Genomic DNA, 12283 nt, shown 5'->3' with positions numbered 1-12283 from the left:
CATGATCGGCGTGGGCATCGTGACAATTGGGGCGGCACTCGCACTCACGGCGCTCGAACGCCCACTCTTGGCATCCGCAGTGGCATTCTCTGGTGCGCTCCCCGCGACGATACTTGCTTTGATCATCAGCAGGGGGAACAGGAACGCACTCGAAGTCGACCGGACACGTGAGCGCCGCAACATCGGAGTTGCGATGCTCTGGACCGGCGCCGTTGTCTCCATCATTGCTGTTGTTCTCGTATTTGTGTGGCCCGGAGCGTTGATGGCCGTTCTCTCGATGCTCGGGCCAGGCCTCTTGATTGGCGGCACGGTCACGATCGTGGCGGTGCGCCAGGGGCGCTGATGAATGTTGTGGGGGACAGGTCTCGTTCAGGCGAATCTCGGCGACGCGACGGGCCCTCGCATCGTAGGCCGCGAGGGCCGACACGAGGAACGCACCAGCCTCCGCCATGCTGCTGGCGATCTCCGGGCCGATGAAGTTGCCGTGCTCGATCAAGCTGACCATCTACCCGCATGCAGCCCAGCGGCAGGTACTCGCGTGGGTGCATTTCGACGACGAGCTCAGGAACGCAGTGCGGCTACTGGAGGGCGAGGCCGACGCCTGAGCTTCATGGTCGTTCGGCGCATTCACTGGCCCTCGCAGGTCTTCCTGCAGCTGCCGTGGTTGGTGTCGTCGCGGCCGTGTTCGCCCTAGGTGTAGCATTCTTGAACATCTGCAAGGACACCAGCAGCATCGGCGCCAGAATCACCCTGCACTGAGGCCGCATCGAGTCGAGCCGTCTGGTCAGACTCATCGCTGTCTCAGGCATCAGAAAGCAAGAACCCCTGCAGCCGAAGCTGCAGGGGTTCTCTCGCGTACGCGCGCAGGCAAGTGGAGAGTGGTCAGGCCGCGCCGTCCAAGCGCGTCCTGCTCTCTGCATTCTCTTTGGCGATGGCCTCGAAGCTCTCGCGGAAGACGGAGAGGATGACCTTCGCTTGGTCTCTGGTCAGCGGCGGGGCGGACTCGGCGACGCGTTCGGCCCAGACCATCAGCGCGCCGGGCGTGAGGTTGCCGTGGGTTACGCCGGCGGGCATGGCCTGGACGGGACCGAAGACCGCGATGAGATCGGCGGGGTGACCCAGTTCCGACCCTGCTGCTTGAAGTGGGGGCGTGCCGTCGTAGATGCGCTTGTTGATCGTGCCCATGCTGACGTGCGCAAACTCCACGGCTTCTTTCAGCGTGAGTGCGCGGCGTGCTGCGAGGGCTTCGTGTCGCATCTCGGCCGCATCGGGCGGGGATGGGTCTGCTGAAGGTTCGGTTGAGCCCGGGGTTTATGGGCTCATCGCAGTTGAGGGTGTAGGTGGGGTCTGAATCCGCCGGCTTCGAGTAGTGATCTGGCGATGTAGTGGGTGAGGTTGCGGAAGCCGAGCGCGCTGCCGCGGAGGTGTTCGAGGCGGCCGTTGATGGCCTCGGTGGGTCCGTTGCTGGTGCCGGGTCGGTCGAAGAACGCGAGGATGTCGGTGGCGCGTTGTTTCAGCGTGCGGCCGAGCTTGCGGATCTCTTCGAGGCCGGTGGGGACTGCCGAGCTGGTGGCGTCGATGACGGACTGCATGAGGTATTTGCCGAGCTTGCGATCGGGCTCACGGTAGGCGGTGATCATGCGCTGGTAGATCCCCCAGGTCGCCTCGACTGCGGTGTGCTGCTCGTCAGCGAACAGGGTTTCCAGGCGTTGTGCCTGCCGGTCGGTGAGCAGACCAGCGCCGGTGTGCAGGGTGCGGCGGGACCTGTAGAGCGGGTCGTTGCGCCTGCCCCGTCGACCGAAGATGTCGTGCTGGACACGCCGTCGGCACACATCCAAAGCGTCGCCTGCGAGACGGACGACATGGAACGGGTCCATGACAGCGACCGCGTCGGGAAGCTCTTCCGCGGCGGCGGTCTTGAACCCTGTGAACCCATCCATCGCGACGATCTCGATCCCGCTCTGCCAGGCCTTCGGGCGGGCGGCGAGCCACTGCTTGAACACTGCCTTCGACCGGCCCTCGACCATGTCCAGCAGTCGTGCGGGGCCCGTCTTATCGCGGGCCGGGGTGAGGTCGATGATCACGGTGACGTACTTGTCGCCCTTGCGAGTGTGACGCCAGACATGTTCATCGACGCCGAGCACTCGGACACCGTCGAACCGGGACGGGTCATCGATCAGCAGCCGGCGGCCTTCAGCGAGAACAGCATCGTTGGCGGTGTGCCAGCCCACTCCGAGACCCGCGGCGATCCGGGAGACGGTGAGATGGTCCACAACGAGCGCTTCCAACGCCCACCGCATCCCGCCACGAGACAGCTTCGCCCGCCGAGGAGCCGCAGCCGTGGCGTCCTCTCGCCAGCGTCGCCCGCACCCCGTGCAGGCGTAGCGGCGGAGACGGACCAGGAGCGTCGTCGGCCGGTGTCCGAACGGCTCATGCGCGAGGCGACGAGCGATGCTCCCGCGCGAGAGAGCACGCGACCCGCAGCCCTGGCACCACGGGTCCGGATCCGTCACGCGACACTCGATCACCGCCCGTTCCGGGCCGATCAGCTGCCCGACGGCCACCAGGCCGAGTTCATCCAGACGGCAGAACTTCGTCAGGTCAGGGGTCGCGAAGGTAGCGTGGTGCACGTCGAGGTCTTTCAGCAGATGGGCAGTGTGAGAACTTCCATCCTGGAAGACCTCGACCCCTATCCGCGAACTGGCACACCTACACCCTCAACTGCGAAGAGCCGGTTTATGCCGCCAGGGCGACGGCTTCCATCATTATGGTCTCGAACTCGACCGGGGTCAGTTTCCCTAGTCGTCGCTGTCGACGCTTGCGGTGGTAGACCCCTTCGATCCAGCTGACGATCGCGAGGCGTAGTTCAAGCCTGCTGGCCCATGGGTGCCGGTCGAGGACGTTCTTCTGCAGCAAGCTGAAGAAGGACTCCATCGCGGCATTATCACCGCAGGCACCAACTCTGCCCATGGACCCGTGCAGCTTGTGCTTCTTCAACGCCTTACGAAATTTCCGTGACCTGAATTGCGACCCGCGGTCCGAATTACTCGCGCAGCTCACGTGTTCGTCGTCGGGGGTGACGTAGCCGATGCCCTCGTGCAGGCGGACGGTGTTGTAGTGCTCCCGGAAGTGCTCGAGCTCGGCGCGGAGGGCGGCGGGGTCGCTGATCTGGTCCAGGTGCGGGTTCTCGGTCTTCAGGTGTCCGAAGAACGACTCGATCCAGGCTCGGTCGTTCGGGGTTCCCGGGCGGCCGAAGTGCTGCCCGATCCGGGCGACGGCCATGAACCTCGCCGTCACCGACGAGGTCATCTGGGGCCCGTTGTCGGACACGGCCAGCAGCACCGGCACCGCGCCGGTGCCGTCGTCGTCGGGGTCCAGCTCGGGATCGGAGACGTGCCCGGTCGCGAGCTCGGCGACGAACTCCTCGTCGCCGAGCAGCCACGCCTTCCCGTCGACGGTGAGCGCGTCGATGAACGCGGCCTCGACCTGGGTGGAGGTTTCCTCAGCGGTCAGGTTCAACGTCAGGCACTTCTTCGAGACCACGGCGCCGACCGCGATCGCGCACCATCCGGGAAGCCCGGAGAAGTGCGTGAAATCGTAAACCCAGACAACCCCGGGGACCAGTTCCGCCCAGTCCGGGAACGGTGTGCGTTCCCGCGGCGCGGTCCGTGGCAGGCCGGGTAGCCGCACCCCGGCGTCGGTGAGCACCCGCAGTACGGACGATTCGGACACGTAGACCATATCCAGGCGGGAACCGCGGTGGGCGAGCTTGCGGTGCGAGAGATCGACCCGTTCCCACTCGGCAGCCAGAGCCACGATCGCGTGCTTCTCCCACTCCAGCAGCGCGTGCAACGCTTCCCCGGCTAGCTAGTGCAGAGCATTTGCACTACTCGGTGGCCGCAGGTCGATCACTGGCAGTTCTGTCGCATCGAGGCCTCGCCGAGCGAGCATGTCGACCATGTCCTCTTGGCGGGGTTGCCCCAAGGTCAGCCTGTACAGGGTCAGCGCAGAACGGAGTCGCTTGTACTTTGCGATATCGCGGCTGAGCGGATAATGCGTGAGCACGCGATGTATCCGCGCCGGGCCCGGGTACATCCACCACGGTGAGAACTCTCCCAATTCGTTCTCGGACTGGATTGCCGCAGTGAAGGCGGCCCGCCATGCGTGAGGATCATGCGACGCCAGTACGTCATCCCAGTGCCTCGCAGCGACGTTCTTCCGCACCGCGTGTCCAGCGAAACGGTTCACGCGACCTTCGCGCTGCTCGAAATCAACGGGGTTTGACGGGAGGTTCCAATGGATCACGGAGTGGCTCCACCAATGAAAGTCGATCCCCTCCTGTCCAACGCTCGTCGAGGCGAGAACGAAGGGTGCGAACGGGCTGTTGAACGATGTCCGCACCTCGCCCTGCCGAACACCGGCCTTCTCGTCCGCCGACTCCTGCTTGCCTCCGTACCGCACGGCGAATCGCGCGGTGAACCGGACATCCCGCCGGTCACCGGTATTGCCGCGTGCGACATAGCGGGTGGAACGCAGCGAAAGCGCGTCGACTGCTCGGCGAGCGACCAGCATCAGCGCAGAGTCATCCAGCTCTGTCGTACCCAACTCGCTGGCCAACTGAAACAGATACTCATCGAGCACCGCGCGTAGGTTCCCGTCGGCGCAGTACGCCAGCACACTCTTCCAGTAGTGCTGCGCATCACCGTACAACGTCGTCAGTAGGGCGATCGTCTCGGTGCGGTTGAACAGCGACCGCAACCCCTCTGCGAGAACGAAAGCGCTGCGCCACACCCCCGAATCAGTGCTCGCTGCCCCCGCAGCACTGCGCAACGCACGAAACGTGACGCTGCCCGGGGCGAAAGCCGCGAGCTCAGCAAGGTCAGGGTGTGACAACTGCTCTGAACCCTGCGCTTCGAGCGCGTGCCTAACGTGCTCGGTCAGGCCGCGTGAGGCTTCCTCGTCGTCTTCGTCGAGGGAAGCAAGTTGTTCAGCGTCGATGTCCGTCATCTCGGGCGGCAGGAGGCCAGGGATGCTGAAGAAGGCATCCCAGACATGCTCTGTTGATGCGCCGTCATCGAGGCCGAACGACTCGATGAACGTTTTCGGCGTGGAGAGACGACGGTGCGCGCGTGCGACATCGAGCTCATCGCTGCGAGCGGCCAAGCCAGGGTGTGGCCAGAACAGCGCCAGCGTCGACATGGCGGCAGGCTGCCCGTCGGCGAGCCGATATTGCAGTCGAGCACTGACGGCTTTGCGTGCATCGGGGTGTTGGCACGCAATATCGACCTATCCCCGGCAGCGCGACGGTCCGCTTCATAGCTGAGCAGTGCAGCGACGGACGTCGGTGCGGCGCTCCAAGCGGAGAACAGCACCTGCTTGGTGACGGAGCCATCCGATAAGGGTCCAAAAAACGGCCTGGTTCGAGATACGGCATCGTCGGCGGCATCCAGAGGAGCTTCCACCAGCCATTCTCGACGGTTTCGCGCGCCAGCGCCCTCAGATGTCCGTTGCCGAAATCTATGGGGTCGAATCGCTCGACCGCGCGGGTATCCAGGGTGCGGGTTCGCGCGAGGGCTTGCGCGACCGATGCATCTCCCTCTGCCAGCAGGCGCCGGGTGCGCTCGGCGGGCTTGTAGCCGTCCATGAAGCTGGCGAAGTAAGGTATCGACTTCCAATACTCCACGTCGATGGGTGTGTCGACAGTTGCGCCCAGGTTCTGAAGTGCTGCCCAGCCTGCAAGGTCGATCACGCTGGGCGTCTCCGTGGCCAACTCCCGCACCTGGACAAGGTCCTCGTTCGTGGCGATAGGTGGTCGTTCGTACCGGCTCATCAGGGGGAGCAGCTGGTTTCTCACTTCGAGCGCGGCGGATTCTGCATCCTGATCCGTGACGAGCGCGCGTCGATACGCTGCCAATGCGTCGGCGACCGGCTTCTCGGAACCGGCGAGGCCTCCGGCGAGAAACTTCACGGTCGCCAGGAAGTCCCGGTAGTGGTCGTCGTCGGAGTCGTCAGCGTTGGTGAACGGCTTGTATGGCGTGGCGGAGAGAAGCAGAACCCGTGCATCCTTGTGGTTGAACAGCGCATGCGCAAGTTCGGCAGCATCTCCCGATTCCGGGTTCAACAGTTCTCGGAAGCGCTGGAACTCATCGAGGATAATCAGATCCGGTTCGAGGGTATCGACGCCGGCCTTGGCCAGTGCGCTGCGGAGCCGTGAAGTGAGCTCCTGCGTTCGATGCCACAACTCTCCTGGAAGCCGGTGCTTGCCGCGCAGTTCCTCGCGCAGAGTGAGGAACATCTCGAGCGAGCCGTCGGCGCGGATCAGTCGTTCGAAAGCAGTGACGATCACCGGGTCCGGCGGGCCTTTCAGCTCTTCGTGCAGTCTCTGCACGTACCGTTCGAAGTTTCCACGGCTGCGCACAGTCCCCTGCATGAGCATCCGGGTGATGCGCCGATCCGAGCTGGTCTCGTTGAAGCGCTCATCGAGGATGATCGTCAGCAACGCGCGCTCCGGCGCGGCGCCCTGACGCCAGCCGCCATCGCTGAACGACGTGCCTGGTGTGAACGAGACGAGGTTCACCTTCTTGTGACCATCGCTCGACGGGGTGCTCAGGCGTTTGCTTTCACGCGCGAGCATGGTCAGGCGTGTCGTCATCCCTATGTGTTCGTCACCAGTCACGTTGAGCCGTCGGAGGTTCTGCGTCGCAAGATCTACATTGCTACAGACGTAGACGATGTCGATGCGGTTGATCTCATCGGCGTGCTCGAGGTGCTCGATGGCGCGGGCAATGACCCCTCTAGCGACAATGCTCTTACCCAAGCCCGTTTCGTCGGCGACGAGGAACCGTCCGGATGCCTGATCACTTTCGGGCCCGTAGAACCGCTCGAACACATGGTTCACCGTGTCGCGTTGAAACGACTTCAGGCCACTCATCACCGCGTGGAGATCGACGCGGCTCACCGTCGTGCTCCGTTCAGCGAGGTATATGCACGCCACACATTCGACCAGAGCACATCGAACCCGTCTGGGAGCAGATTGCGGCCATCGTCGTTCTCTCGAACGAAGTCGATGATGCGGCGGACCTCATCGAGACCTTGGTGGCCTTTCCCGAGGGCTCGGACGAGTGCCTCGAACACTCCGGATCCGTCCGAATCACCGGATGCCGCACCGAACGCGAACTGTGCCGCACCGCTATTCTCGCCGCTGTTGAAGATGTTCCCAGACAGCTCCAGCATCAGTGTCAGCAGGCGTAAGAACGAGGCGCGGTCGGTGAGCTGCCGTGCCACGATTGCGTCTTTTCGCGAAGGTACGTCGTCGAGCAGGGCCGCCAGCACGATGGTGCGCCGGTCATTGCCTGCTGCGTCACGCGCGATCATGCAGATGAACGGTGTGATGTCGGTGAGCGGAACTCCGGTGACTGTCGGAGCAGCATCCTCATCCGGTGCGAATAGCGTCGCACCGAGGTCCGCGCGCGTGAGAAGGTGCCACCGCAAGGAGATTCCTTCACGTGATGCTCGTTCCACCGTCGCCGCAAGACCGGCATCCGCCCACACCCGAAGACTGTGCGGCGCACCCGGGAGGACTCGCACGGTGAAGTGAGCGGCTGCGACGTCGCGGAGCATCGATTCCAGACGTCGCTTCGCCCTCTCCTCCTCGGACTCCTCGACGCCTCCCTCCGTGATGTACTCCTCTTTGAGGTCGCCGAGCGCGTCGAGTGTCGCCTCCACGCCGAACGTGGACCTGGGCCCGGTGATCTCCACCATGACCTCGACGTTCGAGTGCCACGCCGCACGGGTTGCATTCGCCGAACCGAGGAACACATGCGAACCGTCGCGGCGATCGACGATCACAACCTTCGCGTGGAGACCATTAAGGCGGACTGGATCGAGGTCATCGCCGATGGCCGCCTCATCAAGAACATACGTCGACAACTTCTCATCGATCGCTTCAGCGGGGAGCGCGTCAAGGGTCGTCGCGCGCGAGAGCAGGTGCGTGGCCGTACGAACGTCGCTTCGCAATAGCCGGAGCCCGTCTTCGGTGGCGAACGGAGAGATGATCAATGCCCGCTTGCCTTGGAAGTCCGGTACATCGGCTCCGGGAATGCCGAGAGCATGGAAGCGGAGCGCGTGAGCGTTGGAGGGCAGCTCCCAGCTCACCGCACGCAGCCGATCGGCAAACGCGCGGAGGGCGGCGGCGCGTTCGGCAGGGAGCGGATTCACCACCAGGCGGGGCAGAGCTTCGAGCAGATCGGCCAGAGGGGCATTCTCGGCGTGGGTTACGCCACGGTCGAACGTACCGTCCAGGCGCACCAGGGTGTCCCAGCTGTGGTCCTCGGTGAGATTTCGACTCGCGCACAAAAAACGGTACGCGCGATGGTCACCCGCCGCATACTCCAGGAACCAGACCTTGGGATGGAAAAGGCCGTGGTTCACGTGCACGGGGTGGACGGACTCCTCGAGCAGTGCGACGAGGTCGGATGCTGCGCCCATCGAGATCTCACCGGCCTGGGCAAAGATGTCCATTTTGTCCGCCACCCGGCGGACAGCATCCAGGATGCCGATCGTGTCATCGTCCGCAGCCACATGATGTGACGCGAATGACAGCGGCACGCTGAGCGCGGTCGCAAGATCGAGTGTGAACGTCGTGCCGACGGCATGAGACAGCTGATACCCCGTCGGTGGTGTCAGCTGTTCAGTCAATGTCGCACGCGTCTGAGGTTCAAGCATCGTCGGGCTCCGGCTCCCGGTCGAGGCCGTTATGGATGTCAGTCAGGATCGTGCGGACGGAAGACCATCGAAAGGTCATCGCCCCAGACCCTGAGCTGCCACCCCACGATTGCAGGCGACGACGATTTCCCAGCCGAGCCTGCGGTCCCTTGTTGTGCCTCTCTCGATCGCTGATCAGTTTTCGAGCCCTTGGGTGGCTGAGGAGGTGCGCAGGCGGAGTGTCTCGCAGAAGGTCGCGCCAGTCGCGGACAAAGCGCACTGAACGAGGATGCACGGGTGCGCCGCGTTCGCTGTGTACACGCACGAGGAGATCCTCGATGTTCCACATCTCGACGTCTACGTCTCCCGGCAATCGTTCCGCCCAGACGTCGAGCTCATCACGATAGGTGGCGACGAAGTCGCGATCGCTGTCGAATCCCGCATCTTGGTGCTGTTCGGCCAGCATCAGGTTGTACAGCAGTTGCGCTCCGTGCATCACCGCTGAGAACGACCTTGCATGACCGAGGTATGCCTTCGCCTCTCCGGAGAGGTACTGTGTGGACGGCTCTGCCCACGGTGCTTGGCTGTCAGGCGACGGCGGATTGATGGCGAAGTGCGCCATGAGGGTGCCGGGCACCGCATCGAGGATGCGCTCGCAGAGCCATGCGGCCTCCTCGTGTCTCAGCGCGAAACCGCCCGCCACGACCGTGGGGAAACCGATGGGCGCACGGGGCATCGTCGACGACCAAGCGTGGAACCTGTGACGAGTGGCGTCACTCAGATCGTCGCCTCCCAGCCTCTGGCCATCAAGAATCAGGGCATCCTGCATCCTCAGTGAGGAGTCGCTCAGGATGCGGTACCGACGTAACATCGACCAGTAGATCGATGAGGGGAGCGTCTTGAGTGCAGCGCCGGCCTGCATGCCGAGGAGACCGGCGTAGTCCTCGGAATCGTGGATGGCGGAGATGAGTCTTCTCTCCATGCGATCGACTTCAGCCGTCGGATTGAGCCGTTTGGCAGCCTCCTGGAAGACCCACGGCACGAGCAGGAGATAACGGGCGCGTGTATGCAAGGTGGATGTGCCGGGGAAGAGCGCATCACTGAGCGCATCTCGGATCTGCCCGAGTCCGAGCTCATCGCGACTGTCGCGGTCGGCGAAGAGGTGGATGATGTCGCGCATCCGACGCTGTTCCTCGCTCGACGCGTCGAGCCAGGCGATCAGTGAAGTCACGCGACATCGCCGCCGAGGGAGTCGCGAACGAAGCTCATATCGTTCAACCTATCGGGTGCCTAGTCATGCTGGACAAACTTTCCAACGGGGTGAAGTTCTGCCCCCGAGGGCTCTGCGGTCAGCCCCTCCTGACCGCAGAGCCCTCTTCACAGGGAGCCCCTGCTCCCCAGCGAGCGGCTCCCGTCGTTCGACGCGCCTTACGGCGTGACGAACACCTCATCGGCGAACATGCCCGGGGTCACCCGGATGAGCACGGTCTCGCCGTCGGGCACGAGGAACGCCTCCGAACCCGTGGCCGATGCGCCGTTGTACAGCTCGTCCAGGCCGAAGCCGTCCTGCAGTACGACCATGGCGTCGTAGCTGTTGAGCACGTTTCCGGCGCTGGTCACCATGGCCACCTGTACCTCTGCGGCCAGGCCCTTGTCGTCACCCGTGTAGGTGACCGTGTAGTTCACGATCTCGTAGTGTGACCCGGCCGGAGCCTCGTCGTTGAACATGTTCCCCTCGGCGACGGCAGCCGCGCCGTCGGCGTTGACACTGTTGACCACGACGGTCCAGTCGTCGCTGCTGATCTGCGACGACAGCGGGGACGGGTTCTCACGGGTGCCCTCTGCGGCAGCATCCGTCTGCTCATCGGCATCCGTCGCCTGCTCGGCATCTGCTGCGGTTCCCGCATCCTGCTCGAGCGGCTGCGAGACGCTCGTCTCACCGCTGCCGAATGCATCGTCGACCGCCGAGGTGACTACGGCGAAGAACACGACGAACCCGACGATCGTCCCCACGACAGCCACGATCAGCCCGACGACGCCCATCCACTTGCGGTCACCCTTCAGGAACAGTGACACGATGCTGAGCACGAACGCGATCGGCAGCAGCACCCAGCCGACGATCAGCGCGCCGGGGACGCAGGCGAACACGAACCCGACGATCGCCACGATCATCGCGATCAGGGCGAGCACGTTCGTCTTCTTCGCCGCAGTCTGTGGCGGCATCGGCATGCCAGGTGTGTAGCCGGTCGGCGGCGCCGGCGGGTTTCCGCTCGGCGGGACGGGAGGCTGCGGCTGGGCCGCGGGAGGGGTGGGAATGGACATCTGCTTCTCCTTCGGAGAGGTGCGCGGAGCACCGGCCTGCCCCACGACGGATGCCGTAGGGAGCCGGTCTGCGCGCACGCCGAACAACGCCCTGAATCGGGCGCGAAGTTCGGAGTTCGGGGAGAGCCTCCGGGGTCCGCGAGGACCGGCTGGGAGTCACTGTAGGGAGGGGGTCCGACATTGCATCGGACGCGTCGAAGAACTACCCGTCCGGATTCGCGCTCACGACCAGCCCAGCGCGGCTCGGTGCCGCAGGCGGGATCACCTCCCGTACTTCTCGATCAGCCGGTCGAATGCGGCGTCGAGCTTCGCGTCGATCCGCTGTCGCAATGGATCGGCCAGGTGCCAGTCGACGATCTCGCGAGCACCGGCGGCGAACGGGGTGGTCGCGACCCATCCGGGCACGAGCTGCTTGATACGCGAGTTGTCGAACAGCACCGAGTGGGCCTTGTCGCCGACGAGTCCGGGGCCCATCTCGGGCAGCTCCCGCGCGATCGCGTCCGATGCCACGTGCACGATCTCGGGTTCGCGCCCGAGCGGTCGCGCGAGCAGCCGGGCGATCTCGTCCCACGTGAGGCTTTCGTCGCTGGTGATGTGCACCGCCTGGCCGAGCGCATGCGGATTGCCGAACAGCCCGACGAACGCCGTCGCGAAATCGCGTGAGTGGGTGAGCGTCCACCAGCTCGTGCCGTCCCCGTGCACGAGCACGGGCCGACCGTCGAGAATGCGCTGCAGCGCGGTCCATCCGCCCTCGAGGGGGATGAGCGACGGGCCGTAGGTGTGACTCGGACGCACGATCGTGATCGGGAATCCTGTCTCGCGATACGCGGCGACCAGCAGATCCTCGCTGGCGATCTTGTCACGCGAGTACTGCCAGAACGGGTTGCGCAACGGTGTCGATTCGACGATGGGCAGCTGTGCGATCGGCTTCTGATACGCAGAGGCGCTCGAGATGTAAAGGTACTGTCCGGTGCGCCCCGCGAAGATCCGGATGTCGTCGGTCACCTGCTGCGGTGAGAAGCTGCGGAAGTTCGCGACCACGTCGAACGTCTCGGGTCCGATGGCAGCTTCGATCGATTCCGGGTCCCCCGCATCGCCGATGATCCCGCGCACTCCATCGGGCACATGGCTGCGCCCCCGGTTCAGGACCGTCACGTCGTAGCCGCGGGCGACGGCGTGCGCCGTCACGAAGGAGCTGATGTTGCCGGTGCCGCCGATGATGAGGATGCGCATGCTGTTCACGCTAGCGCGATCACAC

Annotated in this window: 10 protein-coding genes and 2 pseudogenes; 2 read left to right on the top strand and 10 right to left on the bottom strand. The window is 64.4% G+C overall.

Features of this window, described 5'->3' with window-relative positions:
• Positions 1 to 10 precede the first annotated feature (10 nt).
• Together QUE33_RS11515 and QUE33_RS11510 are read left to right on the top strand one after the other, a co-directional pair.
• Positions 11 to 343, top strand: a complete 333-nt coding sequence (locus tag QUE33_RS11515; RefSeq protein ID WP_286300186.1) for a hypothetical protein — start codon at positions 11 to 13, stop codon at positions 341 to 343.
• A 106-nt stretch (positions 344 to 449) separates the two neighbouring features.
• A complete protein-coding gene (locus QUE33_RS11510; RefSeq protein ID WP_286300184.1) occupies positions 450 to 605 on the top strand; it encodes a hypothetical protein in 156 nt (51 codons plus the stop codon).
• A 277-nt stretch (positions 606 to 882) separates the two neighbouring features.
• Here the strand turns inward: QUE33_RS11510 and QUE33_RS11505 are convergent, their stop codons facing one another.
• The 10 genes and pseudogenes from QUE33_RS11505 to QUE33_RS11460 all read right to left on the bottom strand — a co-directional run bounded on the left by QUE33_RS11505 (position 883) and on the right by QUE33_RS11460 (position 12258).
• Positions 883 to 1257, bottom strand: a complete 375-nt coding sequence (locus QUE33_RS11505) for a hypothetical protein (RefSeq protein WP_286300182.1) — start codon at positions 1255 to 1257, stop codon at positions 883 to 885.
• Positions 1258 to 1319: 62 nt separating this feature from the next.
• Complete coding sequence (locus QUE33_RS11500) at positions 1320 to 2630, bottom strand: ISL3 family transposase (protein WP_286300180.1); 1311 nt, start codon at positions 2628 to 2630, stop codon at positions 1320 to 1322.
• 106 nt (positions 2631 to 2736) lie between these two features.
• Positions 2737 to 3045: pseudogene (locus QUE33_RS11495) on the bottom strand (transposase); the annotation flags it as partial.
• A gap of 87 nt (positions 3046 to 3132) precedes the next feature.
• Positions 3133 to 3282, bottom strand: a pseudogene (locus QUE33_RS11490) (integrase core domain-containing protein); the annotation flags it as partial.
• 585 nt (positions 3283 to 3867) lie between these two features.
• Entirely contained in the window at positions 3868 to 5199 is a 1332-nt protein-coding gene (locus QUE33_RS11485; RefSeq protein WP_286300178.1) for a helicase-related protein, read from the bottom strand.
• Entirely contained in the window at positions 5144 to 6958 is a 1815-nt protein-coding gene (locus QUE33_RS11480) for a DEAD/DEAH box helicase family protein (protein WP_286300176.1), read from the bottom strand. Before QUE33_RS11480 ends, QUE33_RS11485 begins: the two co-directional genes overlap by 56 nt.
• Positions 6955 to 8697, bottom strand: coding sequence for a phospholipase D-like domain-containing protein (locus tag QUE33_RS11475; RefSeq protein ID WP_286300174.1), 1743 nt, complete (start codon positions 8695 to 8697; stop codon positions 6955 to 6957). The genes QUE33_RS11480 and QUE33_RS11475 overlap by 4 nt, the downstream gene beginning before the upstream one ends.
• A 19-nt stretch (positions 8698 to 8716) precedes the next feature.
• Positions 8717 to 9934 (bottom strand): DUF6361 family protein, encoded by a 1218-nt coding sequence (locus tag QUE33_RS11470; protein WP_286300172.1) that lies wholly within the window; start codon positions 9932 to 9934, stop codon positions 8717 to 8719.
• A 197-nt stretch (positions 9935 to 10131) separates the two neighbouring features.
• The gene (locus QUE33_RS11465) at positions 10132 to 11025 is read right to left on the bottom strand and encodes a hypothetical protein (protein WP_286300170.1); all 894 of its coding nucleotides are present in this window, start codon (positions 11023 to 11025) and stop codon (positions 10132 to 10134) included.
• A 261-nt stretch (positions 11026 to 11286) separates the two neighbouring features.
• On the bottom strand, positions 11287 to 12258 hold the full coding sequence (locus tag QUE33_RS11460) for an SDR family oxidoreductase (RefSeq protein ID WP_286300169.1): 972 nt from the start codon (positions 12256 to 12258) through the stop codon (positions 11287 to 11289).
• Positions 12259 to 12283: the final 25 nt, after the last annotated feature.

Source organism: Microbacterium suwonense, from assembly GCF_030296555.1.
GTDB lineage: Bacteria > Actinomycetota > Actinomycetes > Actinomycetales > Microbacteriaceae > Microbacterium > Microbacterium suwonense.
The sequence above is the reverse complement of the archived record's forward strand: the minus strand, read 5'-3'. Positions and strand labels throughout refer to the sequence as shown.